This window comes from Streptomyces polyasparticus, from assembly GCF_014493765.1.
GTDB lineage: Bacteria > Actinomycetota > Actinomycetes > Streptomycetales > Streptomycetaceae > Streptomyces > Streptomyces polyasparticus.
In genome coordinates this window covers 14880-39751 of sequence record NZ_JACTVJ010000001.1, presented here as the reverse complement: position 1 = coordinate 39751, position 24872 = coordinate 14880, and the positions used below count along the sequence as shown (strand labels likewise).

The window sequence follows — 24872 nt, the reverse complement described above, 5'->3', positions numbered from 1 at the left end:
GACATGTGTCCCCTGCACGGTGGTGTACCCAGGTCCCCCTCGGGATGCCACCGAGGTGCCTTTTTCGTCCGCGTCGTCCGGGCTTGACTTGATCCATGACGATGCGACTGCGACAGCGACTGCGGCTCCTGCTTCTTCCGCTCTGCGTGCTGCTGCTCCTGGCGGGCGGTGGCGGCAGCGCCCAGGCGGCCTCCCCGGAGAGCCGCTCCCTGGCCGAGCGGATCGACTCCCTCGTACGGCGGCAGCTCGCCGACTACCGGATCCCCGGCGCCTCCGTGGTCGTGGTCGAAGACGGCCGGCAGGTGCTCGCCAAGGGGTACGGGGTCGCGGACGCCGGCGCCGGGACGCCCGTGGACCCGGCTCGCACCGGGTTCTTCATGGCCTCCGACGCCAAGCTGTTCACGGCGGTCGCGGTGCTGCAGCAGGTCGAGAAGGGGCGGCTCGACCTGCGGTCCGACGTCAACCGCTACCTCAAGTCCTTCCGTATCGAGGACAGTTATCCCGGCCGCCCGGTGACCGTACGCGATCTGCTCACGCACACGGCCGGCTTCGACAACAACATCATCGGGCGCGCCGCCACCCGGCCCGAGGACGTCCGCCCGCTCGGCGAGAGCCTCGCCGAGCACCAGCCGCGCCGGGTCCGGCCGCCTGGCGAGGTCGCGAGCTACGACAACTACGGTGTGGCGCTTGCCGGATACCTCGTGGAGACGGTGACGGACACCCCGTTCGCCACGTACGTGGACCGCTCGATTCTGCGGCCGCTCGGGATGGACCGTACGAGCTTCGCGCAGCCGCACACCCCCGCGATCGAGGCGGACCTCGCCCGCGGCCACCGGCCCGACGGCAAGGGGCAGCACGTCGAGGACGGGCAGTACGGGGACTGGTCGCCGACCGGTGCGGGCGCGGTCACCACGGCGGCCGACATGGGGAAGCTGCTGCGGGCGCTGCTCGACGAGGACGGCGGCCCGATCCTGACCGAGCGCTCCAACTCGGCGCTCCAGGCCCGGCAGTTCGGCAACGACAAGCGGCTGTCCGGACTCGGTTACATCCTGGAGGAGCGGGTCCGCGGCGGGCAGCGCATGCTGGTCAAGGACGGCGATCTGCCGGGCTTCCACGGCAATCTGGCGCTGCTGCCCGAGCGGGACGCCGCCGTGTACGTGGTCTACAACGGGGACGGCACGGACGGGCGCGCCGCCTACGCCGGGCAGGAGGTGGCCGACCGGGTCGCCGACCACTTCGGTACGGCGGCCAAGGTGCAGCGCTCGGCCTCGCACGCCGACGTCTCCGGGTACGAGGGCGACTACCGCTCCACGCGCACCAGTTCCTCCGAGCTGACCCGGGTGAGTGCCCTGACCGGTTCGGTGCACGTCAGCGCCGGCGAGGGCGCCACGCTGACCACCACGGGCCTGTCGCGCAATCCGGACGTCACCGAGCGGCACTGGGTGCAGCTGAGCCCGGGGCTCTTCCAGGAGAAGGGCGGCCAGGACCGCATCGCCTTCCACGACGGCCGGCTCACCCTCGCCTCCGACGCCTCCGTCGCGTACGAGCGGCTGCCCTGGTACCTGTCCCCCACCCTGCACCAGCAGGCGCTGCTCGGCTCCCTCGCCTTCCTCGCCCTGACCGTGCTCGCGCTGCCGGTGCTCGCGGTGGTACGCCGCCGCTCGCCGGGCGCTCCCGCCGGGGCGCGCGCCGCCAAGCTGATCCTGTGGACCTCCGGGGCGCTGATCACCGCGGCCACGGTGTGCTTCCTGCTCCTGTCCGCCGATCCGAACGCCCTCAACCGCACGATCATCGTGGGTGATTCGGCCCTCCTGACCGCCGTACCGGCGCTGACCGGCATCGCGCTCGCGACCACGTGCGCCATGGTCGTCTGCGCGTTCCTCGCCTGGCGGCGGCGCTGGTGGCGGGTGACCGGCCGGCTGCACTACACGTGCAGCACGCTGGCCGCACTGGTCTTCCTCGGGGTGTGCGCCTCTTACCGGCTCGTGGGTTAGAGGCTGTTGTCCAACCCCGCTTCGGATCAGACCGAGGGGCCCGGCGCCGTCGAATCCAAGGCGGAGGAGGGAGTCATGGCGGAGCCATGGCGACCGACGACAACGCGGGAGGCGGCGGTGCCAGGCCCCTCGGGCCCGGAGCGGGGTTGGACAACAGCCTCTTGGCACGGCAGGACCTCGAATCGGTCGGACCGAAGGGCCCGGGCAGGAGAACTCTCCTGACCGGGCCCTTCGGCATGGGGACGGTGGGTGGGCTACCAGCGGGTGGTCTCGCCGAAGAAGTCCTGGATCTCGACGGCCTCGCCGGACGCCTTCGCCGTACGGAAGACATGCAGGCCGACCGCGAGGTCGAGGACGCCGAGGCCGAACGGCGAGAAGATCACCGGCTTGTCGGTGCCGGTGGCCACCTCGCCCTTGATGAACTGGGCGAGCGTGCCGGTGACGAAGTGCCGGTCGCCGTACTTCTGCTCCGCGAGGTGCGGCGAGGTGTTGGCCTTCATGCAGTGCTCGACGTCGTCGAGGATGTTGTACGCGCCCTCGATCAGCTCCGGGCCGATGTCCCGCAGCGAGATGTTGAGCACGACCTGGCCGGGCGCGAAGGCCTCGGGGTCGAGGATGTACGGCTCGGCGGCGGTGGTCGCGAGCACCACCACGTCGGCGCCGCCGACGGCCGCCGTGAGGTCGGACTCCGTGCCGGCCGGGTAGCCGAGCTCCGTGGTGGCGTGGGCGGCGAGCGCCGAGCCGTACTCCTCGTTCTTGTCGTGCACGGTGACCGAACCGACCTGCCAGTCACGGGACTTGAAGAACTCCAGGATGTTGCGGGCGATGATGCCCGCGCCGACGACCGTCAGCTTCCCGGCGGTGCGCCCGCCGGTCAGATGCTCCGCGGCGAGCACCGCGGAGGCGGCGGTACGGGCGGCGCTGATCTGCGAGGCCTCCAGGCAGGCGAAGGGGTAGCCCGTCTCATAGTCGTTGAGGAGCAGGGCCGCGGACGCCCGCGGGATGCCGCGCTCGATGTTCGCCGGGAAACTGCTGATCCACTTGATCCCGGAGACCTCGGTGTCACCGGCGCCGAGGTGCGCGGGGAGCGCGATGATGCGGGCGTCGGGCTTCTCGGGGAAGCGCAGGAAGTAGCTGTCGGGGTTCACCGAGTCGCCCGCGTGGTGGGCGAGGTAGGTGTCGCGTACGACGTCGACTATCTCCTGCCGGGAGGCTCCGATGATCTCCCGTGCGGTCTTGCCGCCGATGACGCTGAACTCGTACATGGAAAAGGGTCCTTGGGGTCGTGAGCGGATACGGGGCGGGGCGGGCTGTTCAGCGGCGGGCCAGCGTGGGCGGCTCGGACGGAGCCGGGACGGTGTGCTCCCGTACGGGGGCCGCGGCCGGCTGCTCCTCGCCGTGCGAGAGCTGCGGCAGCCACTTGAGCCAGCCGGGCAGCCACCAGTTGGAGCGGCCGAGCAGGGTCATCACGGCGGGCAGCAGCACGGCGCGTACGAGCGTGGCGTCGAGCAGGACGGCGACGGCGAGGCCGACGCCCAGCTGCTTGAAGTCCTGCATGGACAGCGTGCCGAAGACCGCGAAGACGGCGACCATGATCAGGCCCGCGCTGGTGACCACGCCCGCGGTGGAGCGGATGCCGTGGGCCACGGCCGCGCGGTTGTCGACGCCCTGGTCGTAGGCCTCGCGGATCCGGGAGACCACGAAGACGTGGTAGTCCATGGACAGGCCGAACAGGACCACGAAGACGAACAGCGGCATCCAGGACTCGACCGCGCCGACGGCCGTCGTACCGACCAGCTCGTCGCCCCAGCCCTTCTGGAAGACCGCGGTCATCACGCCGTAAGCGGCGGCCACGGACAGGAGGTTGAGGACGATCGAGGTGATCGCGATGACCGGGGAGCGGAAGCAGAGCAGCATCAGCAGGAAGCTGATGCCCATGACGAAGGCGAAGACGGGCACGATCGACGACTTGAGCTGGTCGTTGTAGTCGGTCGAGAACGCGAGGTCGCCGCCGACCGGTGCCTGGTTCGCGGAGTCCTGCTCCAGGGTGGCCGGGATGATCTCGTCGCGCAGCTGCTCCAGTGCGGTGACCGAGGTGGCGCCCCGGCCGTCGCCGGCGAGCGGCGCGTTGATCACGGCGATGTTCTCGTCCTCGTGGACGGTCACCTCGATGGGGTTCTTGACGTGACCGGAGGCGAGGGCCTGCTTCTTGAACTCCTCGATGGCGCCGGTGGATGCGGCGGAGGTGATGTCGCCGGTCTCGAAGACGATCTGGGCCGGTGCGGGTGCGCCGGGGAAGACCTTCTCGATGCGCTGGGCGGTCTGCGCGGTGACGTTGTCGGCGGGAAGCAGCTGGTCGAAGCCGAGCTTCTCCGTCTTCATGGACAGGGCGGGCGCGGCCAGGGCGAGCAGGAAGGCGACGCCGAGTACCGCGAACAGGGCGGGCGCCTTGAGGACCGCGCCGAGCAGCTTGCCCGGCTTGTCGCCCATGGTGCGCACGCGCGCCTTGCGGCGCAGGCCCGGGATGCGGCCGGCGTCGATCCGGTCGCCGAGCATCGCCATCACCGCGGGCAGCACCGTCATGGAGCCGAGCACGGCGATCAGGACGACCTCGATCGTGGCGACGGCGAAGCCCTCGAAGACCGTGAGCCCGGACAGGAACATGCCGGCCATGGCGACGGCCACGGTCAGACCGGAGATCAGCACCGAGCGGCCGGAGGTCGCGGCGGCGATCCGCAGCGCGGTCTCCTTGTCGCGGCCGGCGGCGCGCTCCTCGCGCTCGCGGCGGATGTAGAAGAGGCAGTAGTCGACTCCGACGGCGAGGCCCATCAGGAGCAGCACCGAGTTGGTCATGGAGTCGACCGGGACCAACTGGCTGGAGAGCGCGAGCAGTCCCATGGCGGCCACGCACGCGGTGATCGCGAGGATCAGCGGCAGCACGGCGGCCAGGAGTGCGCCGAACACCACGAGCAGGATGCCGAGCGCGACGGGTACGGCGGTGAACTCGGCCCGGGTGAAGTCCTCACCGAGCGAGTCGTTGATGCCCTTGAGGCCGCTGGCGGCGCCGTACTGCCCGAGCGTGACGCCCGCGTGGGCCTCGTCGGTCTTCGCCAGGGCGTCGACGACCGGCTGGATGCGGTCCGCGGCGGTGTCCGGGTCGCCCTTCACGGCGAACTGGACCAGGGCGTCGTGCTTGTCCTCGGAGACCGCGCCCGTCTTGTACGGGTCACCGATGTTCTGCGCGAGGCCTGTGCCGTCCACGGCGGCGATCGCGTCGGCAACCGCCTTCCTGAACTCGGGGTCATCGGCGGTCAGTTCACCGCTGTGGACCAGGACCATCTCGGGTGCGGGGGTCTTGATGCCGGCGTCGACGAGGACCCGGGCGGCGCGGCCCGACTCGCCCGTGCCGTAGTCGGCTTCGGTCAGGCTCTTCTGGCCCGCCATCCCGCCGAGGACCGTGAGCGCGATGACGGCGAAGAGCCATCCGAAAAGTGCGGTCTTGCGGTGCCGGGCGCTCCAGGCGCCCAGTGAAGCCGCCAGATTTCGTTGCCTTGCCATTACCTCTCCCAGTGGGACGTCTGCGGGGACCATTGATCAGCGACGTGTCTCACTGTAGATATCGGCGCCCCCTGAACTCGCCCTTCTGATATGTCAGTTGAATGCCGCTGCAGGATCCTGCCAACGCCTGAAGATCCGCAGGTCGGCACGGGGTCGGCAACATGCTGCACCGGCAGTCTGCGGACAGCGGGAACGGCCCGATCCGGCCAGATCGGCGGCTAGGTTCCTACTCGTCTCAGCAATTCGCTGACTCGGGAATTCGGCTATTCGCCAATTCACCTGATGCATCCGATGCTCGAAAGGGGGAATTTCCGTGATCACCGCGATCGAGGCCGAAGGACTGACGAAGCAGTACGGCAGCCACCGCGCCCTTGACGGTGTGGACCTGTCGGTCGAAGCAGGCACGGTGCTCGGTCTGCTCGGGCCCAACGGCGCGGGCAAGACCACCACGGTCCGCACGCTCGCCACTCTGCTCGAACCCGATTCCGGCACGGCTCGCGTCGCGGGCTTCGACATCGTGCGGCAGCGGCGCGAGGTGCGCCGCCGGATCGGTCTCGCCGGGCAGTACGCCGCCGTCGACGAACTCCTGACCGGCCGCGAGAACCTGGTCCTGCTCGGCAGGCTGCTGCGCCTGGGCCGCAGGGGCGCGCGGGCCCGGGCCGCCGAACTGCTCGCGCAGTTCGAGCTGGAGGCCGCCGCGGACAAGCCGGCGAAGGAGTACTCGGGCGGCATGCGCCGCCGGCTCGATCTGGCCGTCAGCCTGATCGCCTCGCCCGAGGTGCTGTTCCTCGACGAACCCACCACCGGACTCGACCCGGCCAGCCGGGCGACGCTGTGGCGGATGGTGCAGGACCAGGTCGACCAGGGCGTCACGGTCCTGCTGACCACCCAGTACCTGGAGGAGGCCGACTTCCTCGCGGACCGGATCCTGGTCGTCGACCGGGGCCGGGTGATCGCCGAGGGCACCTCCGACGAGCTCAAGCGGAAGGTCGGGGGCGAGCGCCTCGAAGTGTCCTTCGCCGACGCCGCCCTGCTCGCGCAGGCCGCGAGCGTGCTCGCACCGCTCGCGGTGGGCGCGCCCCAGCTGGACGAGCGGCAGCGCACCCTGCACATCCAACTCCCCGACGGCATGGGCGCTTTGGCGTCCGCCGCGACCGCGCTCGAGTACGCGGGGGTCGGCGTCGAGGAGTTCGCGCTGCGGCGGCCCTCGCTCGACGACGTGTTCTTCCATCTGACCGGAGAGCTGACCGGCGAGCAGGCCGCAGAGCCGGCCGGTCACCCCCGTACGGCGAAAGCGGAGGCCGCTCTATGAGCTCGGCGCTTGCCCACGGCGGCGATGTCGCCGCCCTCACCGGCCGGCATCTGCGCCATCTGCGGCGCACCCCGGAGAAGATCATCGGCGTGGCCCTCACGCCCGTCGCGATGGTCGTGATCCTCGGCTATCTGTTCGCGACGGTCGTCGAGGTGAAGAGCACCGGCGCCAGTTATCGCGAATACATCATGGCCGGCGTCTTCGCCCAGGTCGGGCTCTCCTGTATCGGCATCACCGCGATCGGGGTGGCCGGCGATCTCGGCAAGGGCCTGATCGACCGGTTCCGTTCGCTGCCGATGGGCCGGGCGACCGTCCTCGTCAGCCATACGCTCGCCGATCTCGCCGCCGCGGCCCTGAGCATCGCGCTCGTGGCGGTCACCGGACTCGCGGTCGGCTGGCGGGTGCACGGCAGCTTCGCCGAGAACGTCACCGGATTCCTGCTGCTGCTCGCCTTCGCCTACGCGATGCTCTGGGTCGGCGCGCTCCTCGGCATGGTGATGCGCAACCTGGAGGCGATCAGCGGGGTCGCCGCGCTGATGCTGGTCCTGTTCTCGTTCCTCTCCAGCTCGTTCATGCCGCTCACCGGTCTGCCGGCCTGGCTGCAGGCGGTCGCCGAATGGAATCCGGTCAGTGCGGTCTCGGAGGCCTGCCGCCAATTGTGGGGAAACACCGGCGCGGTGACGTCCGGCAGTTTCCCGGTTCAGCATCCGGTGATCGTTTCGCTGATCAGCATCGGGCTGCTCATCGCCGTTCTCATACCTCTGAGCCTGCGCGTGTACCGCAAGTCGGCCACGCGATGACCTTGTCTTCCTGGGGGAACCATGCCGGTTATATCGGCACCGCACGAATTCAATACCGAAGATCTCTACGTGGATCTCCGGGAGATGTACGGCTATCCGCTGCACCTCAAATGTGAGGGCTTCAATTTCGCCGGGTCCATCAAGCTCAAGGCCGCCGCGAGCATGATCGAGGCGGCCGAGCGCAGCGGCGCCCTCACCGAGGGCTCGACCCTCGTCGAATCCTCGTCCGGGAACCTCGGGGTGGCGCTGAGCGTGATCGCCGCGGCCAAGGGCTACCACTTCATCTGTGTGGTCGACTCACGGACGAACCCCGCCACGCGCAAGGTCATCGAGTCGCTCGGCAGCGAGGTGCACACCGTCTCGGAACCGGCCGCCGACGGCGGGTTCCTCGCGGCGCGGCTCGCGTACGTACGGGAGCTGCTCGCCCGCAGCCCGCGGGTCGTCTGGCTGAACCAGCACGCCAATCCGGACAACTGGCGGGCGCACTACCGCACCACGGCGCCGCAGATCGAGAAGCAGTTCCCCGATCTGGAGGTGCTCTTCGTCGGCGCCGGCACCACGGGCACGCTGATGGGCTGCGCCCGCTACTTCAAGGAGCTGCCGCGGCCGGTGACGGTGGTCGCGGTCGACAGCGTCGGCTCCGTCACCTTCGGCGGCCCGGCGGGCCCGCGCATGATCCCCGGACTCGGTACGGGCGTGCGGCCCGCCTTGCTCGACACCTCGTACATCGACGACGTCGTGCATGTGCCCGAGGCCGACACCGTGCGCGCCTGCCACACCCTGGCCCGTGGCGGATTCCTCTTCGGCGGCTCCACCGGAACGGTGGTGAGCGGCGCGCTGCGCTGGCTCGCCGAGCACCGTCCGAGCCAGAACACCACGGCGGTCGCCATCGCCCCGGATCTCGGCGAGCGCTATCTCGACACCGTCTACCAGCCGAGCTGGGTGGGTGACGTGTACGGCATCGACCCGCTGGACCTTCCCTCTGGAGCAAAGCAGTCATGATCCCCACACCCCCTGCACGGCAGCAGCTGCCGCTCTCCGCCGCTCAGCGCGAGATGTGGTACGGGCAGCAGGCCGACCCGGGCAACCCCGTCTTCACCATGGGCGACTTCCTGGAGCTGCGCGGTCCTTTGGACACAGCGCGGTTCACGGCCGCCTGGCAGGGGGTGCTGCGGGAGGCCGGCACCCTGCGCGCCCGCTTCACCGAGCACGACGGCGAGCCCCGCCAGGAGCTCGCCCCTGCCGGGGACTTCCCCGTGGAGACGCTGGATCTGTCCCAGGAGCCTCAACCCCGGGAAGCCGCCGAGGCGTTCATGCGGGAGGACCTGCTCACGCCGCCGGATCTGACCGCGGGCACGCTGCGTTCGGTGCTGCTCCGGCTCGGCCCCGAGCATGCGCTGTTCTACATACGGGTCAACCACATCCTGGTCGACGGGTTCAGCCGCGTCCTCATCTACAACCGGCTCGCCGCGCTGTACACGGACCCGGACGCCGAGGGCGCCTTCCCCGAGCCGCAGACCCTCACCGACGACGAGGCCGCGTTCGCCCAGACCGCCAAGTACGCGAAGGAGAAGGCGTTCTGGCGTTCCCGGTTCGAGGAGCAGCCGGAGCCGGTCAGCCTCTCCCAGCGGCCCGGCGGCCCGGCCCGCGGCTCGCTGCGGTGCGAGGCCGTGCTGCCCTCGGACACGGTCGAGCGTCTGCGCGCGCTGGCCTGGGACTCCCGTATCACCTGGCAGACGCTCCTGATCGCCGCGACCGGTGCGTACGTCCAGCGCGCCGCCGGTGTGGACCGTGCCCTGCTCACCCTCGCGGTGCCGGCCCGCGCCACCGCGGCCGCCCGGGCGGTCCCCGGGATGCGCGCGAACTTCGTCCCGCATCCCGTGCAGGTGCTGCCCGGCCGTACCGTCGCCGACTTCCTGCGCGACAGCGCTGTTGAGCTGCGCTCCACCCTGCGCCACCAGAACTACCGGGGCGACCGCATCCGCCGCGACCTCGGCTTCACCGGAGACGCGGGCCGCTCGCTCGGCCCCACCGTCAACGTCCTCGAATCGGGCTTCGACTACGCCTTCGGCGAGTGCACCGGGTTGCTGCACAACCTGTCGACCGGACCGGTCGAGGACCTGCAGATCATCTACCTCGACTCCGCCGAGGAGGGCTACGCGGTCCGCCTGGACGCCAACCCCTCGCGTTATACGCAGCAGGAGCTCGAGCTCCACCAGCGCCGCCTGTTCGGCTGGCTGCGGACGCTGGCCGAGGCGGGTCCTCAGGCGGTGGTCGACCGGCTGGACGTGCTCCTTCCCGCCGAGTCGGAGACGGTACGCGCGGGGTGGAACGCCACCGCGATCGACGAGGCATACGCCGGGGTGGTGGAACGTGTTCGGGCACTGGCCGTCGACGAGCCCGCGAAGACTGCGGTTCAGGATCCGCAGGGCTCTGTCTCGTACGGTGAACTGGTCCGTCTCGCTTCGGCGTTGAGCCGTCGCCTGGTCGCGGCCGGGGTCGGCCCGGGGTCGCGGGTGGCGATGCTCTGCGAGCCCGGGATCCCGTTCGTGACCGGCATCCTCGCCGTGCTCGGCGCGGGCGCCGCCTGGGTCCCGCTCGACCTGCGGGCCCCGCAGGCGCGTACAGCCGCGCTGCTCGGCGACAGCCGGGCCGATGTGCTCTACGTCGGACCGGGGCACACGGACACCGCCGCCGAGATCCTGGCCGCCGCGTCCCACGCGCCGACGGTGGTCGCCTGGGACGGGTCGGCGGACGACGAGTTGGCCGCCCCGGCCGGTGGCGCCGACGACCTGGCGTACATCATCTTCACCTCGGGGTCCACGGGCAGGCCGAAGGGCGCGATGGTGCACCGCGCCGGCATGGTCAACCACCTGCTCGCCAAGGTCGACGACCTCGGCCTGACCTCCGATGACGTGGTCGTCCACAACGCCCCCGTCACCTTCGACATCTCCGTATGGCAGATGCTCTGCCCCCTCGTCACCGGCGGCCGGCTGGTCGTCGTCGACGGCGAGACCGCGGCCGACCCCCAGGAACTCTTCGGACGCGTCACCACCGACGGCGTCACCATCCTCGAAGTCGTCCCCTCCCTGCTCCGCGCGGCCGTCGACTCCTGGCAGGCGGGCACGCCCCGGCCCTCGCTCGACGGGCTGCGTTCCCTGATGGTCACAGGCGAGGCGCTGCCCGCCGATCTCGCCGTGACCTGGGGCGAGATCGAGCCGGTCATCCCCCTGGTGAACGCCTACGGGCCGACCGAGTGCTCCGACGACGTCACCCACGCCGTCATCCACGCGGGCAGCGACATCGGCTCCCGCGCGCCGATCGGGCACCCGGTGCGCAACACCCGCCTGTACGTGCTGGATGCGGCGCTGCAGCCGGTGCCCCCCGGCACCCCTGGCGAGCTGTACGTCGCCGGTGCCGGCGTCGGGCACGGGTACCTCGACGACCCCGGCAAGACCGCCGTCACGTTCCTGGCCGATCCGTTCGCCCTCGAAGCGGGCGCCCGTATGTACCGCACCGGCGACCGGGTGCGCCAACGCCCCGACGGCCAGCTGGAGTTCCTGGAGCGCACCGACCACCAGGTCAAGATCCGCGGCCACCGCATCGAACTCGGCGAGATCGAAACCGCACTGCGCCGGCTCCCCGGCATCACCGACGCGGCGGCCGCCGTCCACCACGGACGCCTCGTCGGCTACCTCATCGGCGCCACCCCGGACGCCCGCACCGCGCTCGGCGCCACGCTGCCCGGATACATGGTGCCCAGCACCTTCGTCACCCTGGACGCGCTGCCGCTCACCCCCAACGGCAAGGTCGACCGCAAGGCGCTGCCCGTGCCCGACCCGTCGACTGCCGCTTCCGGACTGCTTCCGGCGCGCAACGCCCGCGAGCAGGCACTGTGCGAGATCTTCGCGGAGGTGCTCGGGCTGCCGGCCGTCGGCATCGACGACAGCTTCTTCGACCTCGGCGGCCACTCGCTCCTTGCCACCAAGGTCGCGTCCCGGATCCGGGCCCGGCTCGGCGCCGAGGTCTCCATCCGTACGTTCTTCCAGGCGCCCACGGTGGCCGAACTCGCGACCCGCCTGGACGACGCGGCCGCCGCGGTGCGGCCCGCGCTGACCGCGGCCGCCGAGCGCCCGGCCGAACTGCCGCTCTCCCCCGCCCAGCAGCGTCTGTGGTTCCTGAACCAGCTGGAGAACGGTTCCGCCACCTATCATCTGCCGTTCGCCGTACGGCTGTCCGGCGCGCTCGACGTCGACGCGCTGCACCGTGCGCTCGGCGACGTCCTGGCCCGCCACGAGAGCCTGCGCACCGTCTTCCCCGACGACGGCGGCCGGCCCCGCCAGCGGGTCGTGCCGACCGGCGAGGCGCACCTGGGCCTGCCCGTCACCGGCACCTCCCGTGAGGCGCTGCCCGAACGGCTGACCGCCGCCGCTTCCCGCGGGTTCGACCTGGCGGCCGAACTGCCGCTGCGCACCGAGCTGTTCAAGCTGGCCGACGACGAGCACGTGCTGCTGCTCGTCCTGCACCACATCGCATCCGACGGCTGGTCCGTGGCACCGCTGGCCCGCGATCTCGCCGAGGCCTACGCGCTGCGGCGGTCGGGCGGTGCCCCCGACTGGGCGCCGCTGCCGGTGCAGTACGCGGACTACACGCTGTGGCAGCGCGAGCTGCTCGACACCGTGTCGGAGGAACAACTCGCCTACTGGCGCGAGGTGTTGGAGGGCATCCCGGAGGAGCTGGAGCTGCCGTACGACCGTCCGCGGCCCACCGTGCCCAGCCACCGCGGCGCCACCGTCGAGTTCCATGTCGACGGCGAGCTGCACGCGGCGGTCGCCGAACTCGCGCGCACCCAGGGTGCGAGCACGTTCATGGTGCTGCAGGCCATGCTCGCCACCCTCCTGTCGAGTCTCGGGGCGGGCGAGGACATTCCGCTCGGCTCACCGGTCGCGGGACGTACCGACCCGGCGCTCGACGAGCTGGTCGGCTTCTTCGTCAACACGCTGGTACTGCGCACCGATCTCTCCGGCGACCCGACCTTCCGCGAGCTGCTCGACCGGGTCCGTACGAGCGATCTGGCGGCGTACACGCACCAGGACCTGCCCTTCGAGGCGCTGGTCGACGCGCTCGCGCCCAGCAGGTCGCTGTCGAGGCAGCCGCTGTTCCAGACCATGCTGGTGCTGCAGAACAACGCCTCCACCGAGCTCGCCCTGCCCGGCCTCGAGGTCGAGACCGTCCCCGTGCGCACCGGCACCGCCAAGCTGGATCTGGCCTTCGAGCTCACGGAGCGGCAGGGCCCCGACGGGGCGCCGGCCGGGATCGACGCGGTCCTCGAGTACAGCAGCGATCTGTTCGACCAGGCCACGGCACGGTCCTTCGCCGACCGGTTCGCCCATCTCGTCGGTGTCCTGACCGGCGATCCCGACCTCCCGCTCGGCCGTGTCGACCCCCTGCTGCCGGCCGAGCGGGAGCGCATCCTCGGCGAGTGGGCCGGTCCCGTGCAGCACGTGGACGTGGCCCCGGTGCACGAGCTGTACGCGGCCAGGGCGGCCGCGCAGCCTGAACACCCGGCCCTTCAGTTCGGCGAACAGGTCCTGTCGTACGCCGAGTTGGACGCCCGCGCGAACCGACTCGCCCACGAGCTGGCCGCACGCGGCACCGGCCCCGGCGACCTCGTCGCGCTGCTGCTTCCCCGCTCGCCGGAGATGGTCGTCGCGCTGCTCGCCGTCCTGAAGGCGGGCGCCGCGTATCTGCCGATCGACGCCGCGTACCCGCGGGACCGCATCGCGTACATGCTCGAGGACGCCCGTCCCGCACTCGCCCTGACGACGGCCGCCGAGTCGGTGGGCCTCGACGCCTCGGCGGCGCCCCTGCTGCTGCTCGACGACCCTGAGGTACGCGCCGCGGTCGCGGCCAGGCCCGCCCGCGCCCTGACCGACGCCGACCGGACCCGGCCGCTGACCGTGCGCGACCCCGCGTACGTGATCTACACCTCCGGGTCCACCGGCCGCCCCAAGGGCGTCGTCGTGGAACACCGCACGGTGGCCGTGATGGTGGCCGACCAGGGTCCGCGCATGGGCATCGGACCCGCCACGCGCTGGCTGCAGTTCGCCTCGTACAGCTTCGACGCCGCGACCTGGGAGCTGGCCATCGGTCTGCTCTCGGGCGCCACGATGGTCCTGTCGACGGCCGAGGAGCGCGGTCCCGGCGAACCCCTCGCCGAGCTCGTCGAGCGCACCGGCACCACCATGGTCTGCCTGCCGCCGACCGTCCTGTCCGCCTGGCCCGACGACCGGCCGATGCCCGAGGGCGTACAGCTGGTCGTGGCCGGCGAGGCCTGTCCGCCGGAGCTGGTGGAGCGGTTCTCCCGCGGACGGGTGATGCGCAACGCGTACGGGCCGACGGAGGCCACCGTCTGTGCCAGCATCAGCGAGCCCCTGTCCGGTGCGGTCAAGCCGCCCATCGGCTCCCCGCTGCACAACACCCGTCTCTACGTCCTGGACGCGCGGCTGCGTCCGGTGGCGCCGGGCGTCACCGGCGAGCTGTACATCGGCGGCGACCAGCTGGCCCGCGGCTATCTGCGGCGGCCCGGGCTGACCGCGAACCGTTTCCTCGCCGACCCGTTCGCGACCGCGCCGGGCGGCCGGATGTACCGCTCGGGCGACCTGGTGCGCTGGAACGCCGACGGCAGCCTCGACTACGTGGGCCGCGTCGACGACCAGGTGAAGCTGCGCGGCTTCCGTATCGAACCGGGCGAGATCGAGGGCGTGCTGCTCGCACGGGACGACATCGCCAGGGCCGCGGTGATCGTCCGTGAGGACCGGCCCGGGGACAAGCGGCTCGTCGCGTACGTGGTCGCCGCCGGCGCGCACGCCGACGTACGGGAGATCCGCGCGCAGCTCGCCGCGGAACTGCCCGAACACATGGTGCCGAGCGCCGTCGTCGCCCTCGACGCGCTGCCGCTCACGGGCAACGGCAAGCTGGACCGCCGCGCCCTGCCCGCGCCCGACTACACCGCGGTCGCGGCGGGCCTCGCCCCCGCGAACGAGCGGGAAGCTGCGCTGTGCCGGGCATTCGCGGAGGTGCTCGGCCTGGAGTCGGCGGGTGCGGACGCGAGCTTCTTCGACCTCGGCGGCGACAGCATCAGCTCCATCCAACTGGTCGGCAAAGCACGTGAGTTCGGCCTGGCGATCACCGCGCAGGACGTGTTCGTGCACCGCACACCGCAGGGCCTGGCGCTCGCCGCCGCAGCCGCCGGACAGGTCGAGACGGTGGGTGTGGGCGAGGGCACCGGTCCAGTGCCGGCCACACCGATCACCGCCTGGTTCGATGCGATCCCCGGGCCGACCGACGGCTTCCACCAGGCCGCGGTGGTGCGGACGCCCGCCGATGCCTCGTACGAGCGGATCGCGGCCGCGCTGCAGACGCTGCTCGACCACCACGACGTGCTGCGCTGGAGCGGCGAAGGCATCCGCGAGGCCGGTGCGGTGCGGGCCGAGGACGTGCTGCGCAGGGTGGCGGCCCCCGGCGATCCGGCCTCTCCCCTGCGCCAGGAGGCCGAGGCCGCCCGCGGTGAACTGGCGCCCCGCGAGGGCGATGTGCTGCGGGCCGTCTGGTTCGACGCCGGCGCCGGCCGGCCCGGCAGGCTGCTGCTCACGCTGCACCACCTGGTCGTGGACGGGGTGTCCTGGCGGATCCTGCTCCCGGATCTGGCGCAGGCGTACGAGCACCCGCAGCGGCCCCTCACTCCGGTGGGCACCTCCTTCCGGCAGTGGGCGCACCTGCTGCACGAGGAGGCCGTACAGGACGAACGCCGGGCCGAACTGCCGCTGTGGCAGGAGATGCTGGCGCCGGGCGACCCGCTGATCGGCGCGCGTCCGCTCGACCCGGCGCTCGACACGATGGGCACCGCGCACCGGCTGCGCCTCGAACTGCCCGCCGAGTACACCGCCGAGCTGCTCACCTCCGTCCCCGCCGCCTTCCACGCGGAGATCAACGACGTGCTCCTGACGGCGCTCGCGCTGGCCGTCGCCGACTGGCGGCGCGGGCGCGGCGAGGCGCAGGACGTGCTCGTCGACCTCGAAGGCCATGGGCGCGAGGCGGTGGTGCCCGGCGTCGATCTGACGCGCACGGTCGGCTGGTTCACCAGTACGCACCCGGTCCGCCTGGACGTGGGCCTGTGCGACTGGGACGAGGTCCATGCGGGTGGTCCCGCACTCGGCCAGGCACTCAAGGAGGTCAAGGAGCAGCTGCGCCGGGTGCCCGACCACGGCATCGGACACGGTCTGCTGAGCCGCCTCGGCCCGGACACGGCGCCGGTGCTCGGCGCGTATCCGGCGCCGCAGCTGGGCTTCAACTACCTGGGCCGGATGGCTCTTTCGGAGCCCGCCGACTGGCAGCTCACGCCCGAGTCCCTGGACGTCGCGGCCGGCACCGACCCCGGTATGCCGCTGCCGCACGCGCTCGGGGTCAACGCGCGCACCGAGGACCGCTCCGACGGCCCGCGCCTGGTCGCCGAGTGGGCATGGGCCGGGCGCACCGTAGCCGACGCCGACGCCGAGGCGATCGCGCACGGCTGGTTCCGGGCGCTGAAGGCGCTGTCCGCACATGCCGCACGGCCCGACGCCGGCGGTTTCACACCCTCGGACCTGGGGCTTGTCGAGGGCCTCGAGCAGGACGAGATCGACGAGTTCGAGAACGAGTTCGCACACGAGTGGGGGACCGAAGGATGAGTACGACCGCACCCAAGGGGAAAGCGCAGGCGACGGGGGGCCTCAGCGACGTACTGCCGCTGACACCGCTGCAGGAGGGCCTGCTGTTCCACGCCGTGTACGACCGGCAGGAACTCGACGTGTACGCGGTCCAGCTCGTCCTGGACCTCGAAGGGCCGCTGGACCGCGGCGCCCTGAAGGCCGCCGCGGCGGGCGTCCTTGCCCGGCACCCGAATCTGCGGGCGGGCTTCCGCTACCGCAAAAACGGGCAGCCGGTCCAGCTGATCCCGCGCGAAGTGCCCGTTCCCTGGCGGGAGTTGGACGCCGCGGAGGATCCTGACGCACTGACCGACCGTGACCGCACCGAGCCGTTCGACGTGGGCCGGCCGCCGCTGATCCGCTTCACGCTCATCGCCACGGGCACGGACCGCCACCGGCTGCTGGTCACCTGCCACCACATCCTGCTCGACGGCTGGTCGATGCCCCTGCTCCTGTCCGAGCTGTTCACCGCGTACGCGGCCGGCGGCGACGCCTCCGTACTGCCCGCCGTCACCTCGTACAAGAGCTATCTGTCCTGGCTCAACCGGCAGGACGCGCAGGCCGCCGCGGCCGCCTACCGCGAGCTGCTCTCCGGCCTGGAGGAGCCCACCCGGCTCGTGTCCGCGCCGCCCGGCCGTGCGCCGGTGCTGCCCGAACAGCACATCGCCCGGCTCGACGCCGGGGCGACCGCGCGTCTGACCGCGTGGGCGCGTGCGCAGGGCGTGACCCTGTCCAGCGTGCTCCAGGGTGTGTGGGCCGTGGTGCTCGGCGCCCTGACTGGGCGGGACGACCTGGTGTTCGGCACCACGACCTCGGGTCGTCCGCCGGAGATACCGGGTGTCGAGTCGATGGTCGGCCTGTTCATCAACACCCTTCCCGTACGGCTTCAGGCGCCCGCATCGCACTCCCTCGCGGACGTGGTGAAGGCGGCGCAGGAGCAGCACACCGCCCTGCTTCCGCATCAGCACCTGGGCCTTTCCCGGATCCAGCAGGACGCGGGACACGGCGAGCTGTTCGACACCGTGATGATCTTCGAGAACTATCCGCTCGACGCGGACGCCCTGCGCACGGCCGTGCCCGGTCTGACGGTCGCGGGCATCAAGGGCCGCGACGCCACGCACTACCCGCTGTCGCTGCTCGTCCTGCCGGGCGAGCAGCTGACCCTGCGGCTCGACCACGCGCCGGACCTGGTCACCGCCGAGGAGGCCGCGGCTCTCGCCGGGCGGGTGCTCCGACTCCTGGAGACTCTGCCCGAGACGGCGGAACTGCCGCTTTCGCAGCTCGAGTTGCTGAGCGACGAGGAGCGGGCGACCCTGCTCGGCTCGTACAACGACACGGCCCGCGCCTACCCGCGCCACGCTCTGCGCGAGCAGCTGGAGGCGCTCGCCGCGGCCACGCCGGACGCGCCCGCGCTGCGCTGCGGCGCCGAGCGCCTGAGCTACGCCGCGCTGCACGAGCGTGCCGACCGGCTCGCACACGAGCTGGTGGCGCGCGGCGCCGGGCCGGGCGCCCTGGTGGCCCTCGCCCTGCCCCGCTCGACGGACCTGATCGTCGCGACCCTCGCCGTCGTGAAGGCCGGCGCCGGCTATCTGCCGCTCGACCCGGACTATCCGGCCGACCGCATCGGCTACATGCTCGACGACGCGGACCCCGCGCTCGTCGTCACCACGACCGCCGTCGCGGCCGCGCTGCCCTCGGTCACCGCACGGGAGCACCTGGCCCTGGACACCGCGGGCGAACTGCTCGCGCAGCGGCCCACCGGGCCCGTGGTCACCGTGGACCCGGACCCCCTGGAGACCGCGTACACGATCTACACCTCCGGCTCGACCGGCCGCCCCAAGGGGGTCGTGGTCCCGCAGGGCGCGCTGATCAACCTCGTGCACGACATGGCCGAGCGGTTCCGTATCGACGGCGCCGACCGCTTCCTCTCCGTCACCACGTTCGGCTTCGACATCTCCAACCTGGAGATCTTCGTGCCGCTGCTCACGGGCGCGGAACTGGTCCTCGCCGAGCGCGACACCGTGCGGGACCCGGCCGCGCTCGCCGCCCTGATCACCGGCAGCGACGCCACCGTGATGCAGGCCACGCCGACCCTGTGGCACGCCCTGGTCACCGAGCACCCGGAGAGCCTGGCCGCCCTGCGGGTGCTGATCGGCGGCGAGGCCGTCGGCGAGCCGCTCGCCGACGCGCTGCGTGCCGCGTCCCGTGAGGTCACCAACGTCTACGGGCCCACCGAGACCACCATCTGGTCCACCGCCGCCATCCTGGACGGCACGCGTCCGGGGGTGCCGCCGATCGGCCGGCCCATCGCCAACACACAGGTGTACGTGCTCGACGACGCGCTGCGGCCCGCCCCTTCGGGGGCGATCGGCGAGCTGTACATCGCCGGTGACGGGGTGGCGCGCGGCTACCACGGGCGGCCCGAGCTGACGGCTACCCGGTTCGTGCCCGATCCGTTCGGTCCGCCGGGCAGCCGGATGTACCGCACCGGGGACGTGGTGCGGTGGGGCGCCGACGGTCAGATCGAGTACATCGGACGGGCCGACCACCAGGTCAAGATCCGCGGCTTCCGTATCGAGCTCGGCGAGATCGAGTCCGCGCTCGCGGCACACCCGGAGGTGTCCCAGGCAACGGTCCTGGCGCGGGAAGACCTGCCGGGCGGCATGCAGTTGGTGGCCTACACGGTCGGTACGGCCGCCCCGGCCGCGCTGCGCGCACACCTGGCCGAGAGCCTGCCCGCGCACATGGTCCCCGCCCTGTACGTGGCGATGGACGCGCTGCCCCTGACCGCGAACGGCAAGGTCGACCGCAAGCTGCTGCCCGCGCCCGCCCAGGGCGCGCGCACCGCGGCCCGCACCCCGCGCACCGCGCAGGAGCAGCTCCTGTGCGAGGTGTTCGGCGAGGTGCTCGGGCTTCCCGGGCCCGCCGGCCCGGACGACTCCTTCTTCGAGCTCGGTGGCCACTCACTGCTCGCGACCCGGCTCACCGGCCGGATCCGGGCGGCGCTCGGCGCCGAACTGCCGGTCCGCGCGGTCTTCGACGCGCCCACCCCGGCCGCCCTGGCGGCCCGCGTCGCGGGCTCGGACGCCGCATCCGGCGAGGCCCGGCCGGCCCTGACGCAGGCCGTACGACCGGAGCCGCTCCCCCTCTCCCCCGCCCAGCAACGCCTCTGGTTCCTCGACCAGTTGGAGACGGACAACCCCGCCTACAACATCCCGGTGGCCGTCCGCCTGAAGGGCGCCCTCGATGTCGCCGCGCTGCGGGCCGCGGTGCGCGATGTCGTCGTACGCCACGAAGCGCTGCGCACCCGCTACCCGGACACGGACGGCCGCCCGCGCCAGGAGATCGTGGACGCCGCTGCCGTACGCGTGGATCTGCCGGTCTCCGTACTGAGCGAGGAGGCCGTACGGGCGGCGGCGCGGCGCGGCTTCGACCTGGCCGCGGAACTGCCGCTGCGAGCCGAGCTGTTCCGTCTCTCGGACGAGGAGCACGTCCTGCTGCTCGTGGTGCACCACATCGCGGCCGACGGCTGGTCGGTCGGTCCGCTCGGCACCGATCTGGCGCGGGCGTACGAGGCACGGCGCGCGGGCGAGGCCCCGGCGTGGTCGCCGCTGCCGGTGCAGTACGCGGACTACACGCTGTGGCAGCGCGAGCTGCTCGGCTCCGTGTCGGATGAGCAACTCACTTACTGGCGCGCGGTGTTGGACGGCCTGCCGGAGGAGCTGGAGTTGCCGGCCGACCGGCCGCGCCCGGCCGCGCCCACGCACCGGGGCGGGCAGGTGGAGTTCCGTATCGACGGCGCCCTGCACGCGGCGGTCGCCGCGCTGGCCCGCGCCCAGGGCGCGAGCACGTTCATGGTGCTGCAGGCCGCGCTCGCCACCCTGCTGTCGAAGCTGGGGGCGGGCGAGGACATCCCGCTCGGCTCGCCGGTCGCGGGCCGTACGGACCCGGCGCTCGACGACCTCGTCGGCCTGTTCGTGAACACCCTCGTGCTGCGGACGGACCTGTCCGGCAACCCGACGTTCCGCGAGCTGCTCGACCGGGTGCGCGCCACTGACCTGGCCGCCTACGCGCACCAGGACCTGCCCTTCGAGGCCCTGGTGGACGCGCTCGCGCCCACCAGGTCGCTGTCGCGGCACCCGCTGTTCCAGACGATGCTCACCCTGCACAACACTCCTGATTCCGCGGTGCAGTTGGCCGGCACGGAGTCGGAGCCGCTGCTTCTCGGCACGGGGACCGCGAAGGCCGACCTGGCCTTCGAGCTCTTCGAGCGGCGCACGGACGAGGGCGCTCCGGACGGGATCGACGCGGTCCTCGAATACAGCAGCGACCTGTTCGACGAGGCGACCGCACGGTCCTTCGCCGAGCGTCTCGCGCATCTGCTCGGGGCCCTGACCGGCGCTCCGGACCGCCCGGTGGGCGAGGCCGAGGTGCTGCTGCCGGCCGAGTCGGCCGCGGTGCGCGCGGCATGGGGCGCGACCGCCGTCGAGGAGGCATACGCCGGGGTCGTGGAGCGGGTGCGGGAGCGTGCCGCCGCGGAGCCGGGGAGGCTCGCGGTGCAGGATCCGCAGAGCTCCGTCTCGTACGGTGAACTGGTCTGTCTCGCTTCGGCGTTGAGCCGTCGCCTGGTCGCGGCCGGGGTGGGTCCGGGGTCGCGGGTGGCGATGCTGTGCGAGCCCGGGATCCCGTTCGTGACCGGCATCCTCGCGGTGCTCGGCGCGGGCGCGGCCTGGGTCCCGCTCGACCTGCGGGCCCCGCAGGCGCGTACGGCCGCGCTGCTCGGCGACAGCCGGGCCGATGTGCTCTACGTCGGACCGGGACAGGCCGATACGGCCGCGCGGATTCTCGGCGACGCGGAGACCAGCCCGCAGATCGTCGGCTGGAACGGGTCGGCGGACGACGAACTGCTCCCGCCGGCCGGTGGCGCCGACGACCTGGCGTACATCATCTTCACCTCGGGGTCCACGGGCAGGCCGAAGGGCGCGATGGTCCACCGCGCCGGCATGGTCAACCACCTGCTCGCCAAGGTCGACGACCTCGGCCTGACCTCCGATGACGTGGTCGTCCACAACGCCCCCGTCACCTTCGACATCTCCGTATGGCAGATGCTCTCCCCGCTCGTCACCGGCGGCCGGCTGGTCGTCGTCGACCGCGACACCGCAGCCGACCCCCAGGAACTCTTCGGGCGCGTCGCCACCGACCACGTCACCATCCTCGAAGTCGTCCCCTCCCTGCTCCGCGCCGCCGTCGACTCCTGGAGCAACGGCCTGGAGCAGCCCGAACTCGCTCCGCTGACGCACCTGTTGGTGACCGGTGAGGCGCTTCCCGCGGACCTGGCGCGCGAGTGGGTGGCCCTTGCGCCGCACATCCCGCTCGTCAACGCCTACGGGCCGACCGAGTGCTCCGACGACGTCACCCACGCCGTCATCACTCCGGACACCCCGCTCGGCACCCGCGCCCCCATCGGACACCCGGTGCGCAACACCCGCCTGTACGTGCTGGATCCGGCGCTGCAGCCGGTGCCTGCGGGTACGCCGGGCGAGCTGTACGTCGCCGGTGTCGGCGTCGGGCACGGATACCTCGACGACCCCGGTAAGACCGCCGTCACCTACGTCGCCGATCCGCACGCCACCGTCCCCGGCACTCGCATGTACCGCACGGGCGACCGGGTGCGCCAACGCCCCGACGGCCAGCTGGAGTTCCTGGAGCGCACCGACCACCAGGTCAAGATCCGCGGCCACCGCATCGAACTCGGCGAGATCGAGACCGCACTGCGCGCCCTGCCCGGCATCACGGATGCCGCGGCCGCCGTCCACCACGGACGCCTCGTCGGCTACCTCATCGGCACCACCGACGACGCCAAGAGCGCGCTCTCCTCGGTGCTGCCGGACTACATGGTGCCCGGGGCCTTCCTCACCCTGGACGCGCTGCCCCTGACCCCCAACGGCAAGGTCGACCGCAAGGCCCTCCCGGAGCCCGCCCCGGAGGCCGTAGCGACGGGACCGGCCCGCCTCCCCCGTACGGACACCGAGCGCGCCCTGTGCGAGATCTTCGCGACCGTCCTCGGGCTGCCCTCCATCGGCATCGACGACAGCTTCTTCGACCTCGGCGGCGACAGCATCCGCTCCATCGAAGTGGTCGCGGGCGCCCGGCGGGCGGGGCTGCGGGTCACCGCGGCCGATGTGTTCACGCACAAGTCGGTGGCCGCGCTCGCCGCGGCCGTCGGCGAGGCCGAGCCCGCCGAGATCGCCGGCACCGACGACGGTGTGGGTGAACTGGCACTCCTGCCGGTCATGTTCCGGCTGCTCGAAGAAGGCGGTCCCGTCGACGGCTTCAACCAGTCCGTCGTCCTCACCACCCCCACCGACCTCAGCCTGGAACGGCTCACCGGAGCACTCCGGCAGGTCGTCGACCACCACGACGCGCTGCGGGCGCGCCTGACCGGTCACGGCCCCGGCGACTGGCGGCTGGTGATCAGCGAGCCGGGAGCCGTGCCGGTCGCCCCGCTCGTGACCCGTATCGACGCGAGTCATCGCGCGTACGAGGACGAGGCGCTGCTGCGCCGCGCCGTCGCCGCCCAGGCGGAGGCCGCACGCGACCGGCTCGCCCCGAGGGACGCGGTCACGCTGCAGGCCGTGTGGATCGACCGCGGGGACAGCCGCCCCGGCCGGCTGATCCTGATGCTCCACCACCTCGTGGTGGACGGCGTCTCCTGGCGTGTGCTGCTGCCCGATCTGCTCACCGCGTACGAACACCCCGGCACCGCACTCGACCCGGTCGGCACCTCGCTGCGCCACTGGTCGAAGCTGCTGCACTCGCAGGCCACCGCACGCGCCCGCGAACTGCCGTACTGGAAGCAGCTGTTGTCCCGCAAGGAGCAGCCGGTCGGCGCGCGCGCCCTCGACCCCGGCCGCGACACGTACGCCACGGCCCGGACGCTTCGCCTGACCCTGGCGGCCGAGCACACCGCACCGCTCCTGGAGCAGGCCCCGGCCGCCTTCCAGGCCGGAATCAACGATGTGCTGCTCGCCGGACTCGATCTCGCGGTCGCCGAGTGGCGCGGCCGCAGTCTGCTCGTCGAGGTCGAGACCCACGGCCGCGAGCAGGTGCACCCGGGCATCGATCTCTCCCGTACGGTCGGCTGGTTCACCGGCACCCATCCGGTGCTCCTGAGGGCCGCGGCGCTCGGGCCCGAGCAGTCCGTCAAGGAGATGCACGAGCAGCTCACGGCGCTGCCGGACCACGGACTCGGCCACGGGATCCTGCGCCACCTCGGCGAGGGACCCGCGCCGCTGCCGGCGGCGAACCCGCAGCTCGGCTTCAACTACCTGGGCCGTTTCGCCTCGATGGAGGCGTACGGCGGCGGCTGGGCGGCCGCACCCGAGTCACGGGAGGCGTTCGCGGCCACCTCGGGCGGGATGCCCCTCGGGCACAGCATCGAGGTGGACGCCCTGGTGGAGGACGGCCCCGACGGGCCCGAACTCGTCGCCAACTGGACCTGGGCGGGCAAGGTGCTGGAGCCGGAGGACGCCGAGGCGCTCGCCGACGGCTGGTTCCGTGCGCTGCGCACCCTGGCCGAGCGTGCGGGTGAGCTCGCCGTACCCCCGGGCGCGGAACGACCCGCGCTGCTCGTCGAGGCGTTCGAGCCGCTGCTGCCCATACGGCCCGACGGCAGCCGTGCGCCGCTGTTCTTCCTGCACGGCGGAGTCGGTCTCAGCTGGCCCTATCTCGGGCTCGTGGAACATCTGGCAAAGGAATTCCCCGTTTATGGATTCCAGGCGTCCGGAATTGTCACGGAAGCACCGCTTCCGTCGTCGATCGCGGAAATGGCCCAGGAATATGTGGGAAGAATTCTGGAAATCCAGCCCAACGGGCCCTACTATCTAATCGGTTGGTCTTTCGGCGGGCTTCTCGCCCACGCGGCGGCCACCCGTCTCGAAGCGCTCGGACACCGCGTCGCGTTCCTCGCGAACCTCGACAGCTACCCGGTCCCCGAGCCGGACGGCATCCCGGACGACCGGGCCCTGCTCGCGAAGATCCTGGAGTACTGCGGTTACGACGCGGCGGCGTTCGCCGGCGGCGAGCCCACACTCTCCGAGGTCCTGGAGCTGTTCCGGCGGGACGCCAACCCGCTGGCCGGCCTCGACGAGCGGCAGCTGGCCCGGCTCCTGCGGATCGTGCGCAACCACGCGGTCCTCAGCGCCGAGTTCACCCCCGAGCGCTTCGGCGGTGACGTGCTCTTCCTGTCCGCCGCACACGACAGGGACGAGCAGTCGCCGACGATCGCCGAATGGGAGCCGTACATCGGCGGCCGTATCTCCCACCACAGCATCGCATCGGACCACGACGGAATGATGCGGCCCGAACCTCAGCGGGCGATCGGACGCATCATCGCCGAACACCTCGAGCGCACGCAGTGAATTCACGGAGTGCACCCACTCCGCATTCGGCCTGAATTCCC

The 24872-nt window shown here is 72.0% G+C and carries 8 protein-coding genes; 6 read left to right on the top strand and 2 right to left on the bottom strand.

The genetic code is table 11. The annotated features are described in order from the left end of the window. The first annotated feature begins 95 nt into the window (after positions 1-95). A complete protein-coding gene (locus H9Y04_RS00120) occupies positions 96-1994 on the top strand; it encodes a serine hydrolase domain-containing protein (RefSeq protein ID WP_187811524.1) in 1899 nt (632 codons plus the stop codon). Positions 1995-2248: 254 nt separating this feature from the next. Here the strand turns inward: H9Y04_RS00120 and sbnB are convergent, their stop codons facing one another. Both sbnB and H9Y04_RS00110 read right to left on the bottom strand, forming a co-directional pair. Beyond that, positions 2249-3259, bottom strand: a complete 1011-nt coding sequence (sbnB, locus tag H9Y04_RS00115) for a 2,3-diaminopropionate biosynthesis protein SbnB (protein ID WP_187811523.1) — start codon at positions 3257-3259, stop codon at positions 2249-2251. Between the two features lie 49 nt (positions 3260-3308). Continuing rightward, positions 3309-5552: an MMPL family transporter gene (locus tag H9Y04_RS00110; protein ID WP_187811522.1), complete on the bottom strand. Its 2244-nt coding sequence runs from the start codon at positions 5550-5552 to the stop codon at positions 3309-3311. A 313-nt stretch (positions 5553-5865) separates the two neighbouring features. Between H9Y04_RS00110 and H9Y04_RS00105 the strand changes: the two genes are divergently transcribed. The 5 genes from H9Y04_RS00105 to H9Y04_RS47445 are packed head-to-tail and all read left to right on the top strand — an operon-like array spanning position 5866 to position 24831. Continuing rightward, the gene (locus H9Y04_RS00105; RefSeq protein ID WP_438818047.1) at positions 5866-6864 is read left to right on the top strand and encodes an ATP-binding cassette domain-containing protein; all 999 of its coding nucleotides are present in this window, start codon (positions 5866-5868) and stop codon (positions 6862-6864) included. Further along, a complete protein-coding gene (locus H9Y04_RS00100) occupies positions 6861-7664 on the top strand; it encodes an ABC transporter permease (RefSeq protein ID WP_187811521.1) in 804 nt (267 codons plus the stop codon). The genes H9Y04_RS00105 and H9Y04_RS00100 overlap by 4 nt, the downstream gene beginning before the upstream one ends. A gap of 21 nt (positions 7665-7685) precedes the next feature. Continuing rightward, complete coding sequence (gene sbnA, locus H9Y04_RS00095) at positions 7686-8666, top strand: 2,3-diaminopropionate biosynthesis protein SbnA (protein ID WP_187811520.1); 981 nt, start codon at positions 7686-7688, stop codon at positions 8664-8666. Continuing rightward, a complete protein-coding gene (locus H9Y04_RS00090; RefSeq protein ID WP_187811519.1) occupies positions 8663-16393 on the top strand; it encodes a non-ribosomal peptide synthetase in 7731 nt (2576 codons plus the stop codon). The genes sbnA and H9Y04_RS00090 overlap by 4 nt, the downstream gene beginning before the upstream one ends. Further along, positions 16390-24831 carry a non-ribosomal peptide synthetase gene (locus tag H9Y04_RS47445; protein WP_187811518.1) on the top strand — a complete coding sequence of 2814 codons (8442 nt, stop codon included), beginning with the start codon at positions 16390-16392 and terminating at the stop codon, positions 24829-24831. The genes H9Y04_RS00090 and H9Y04_RS47445 overlap by 4 nt, the downstream gene beginning before the upstream one ends. Positions 24832-24872 lie beyond the last annotated feature (41 nt).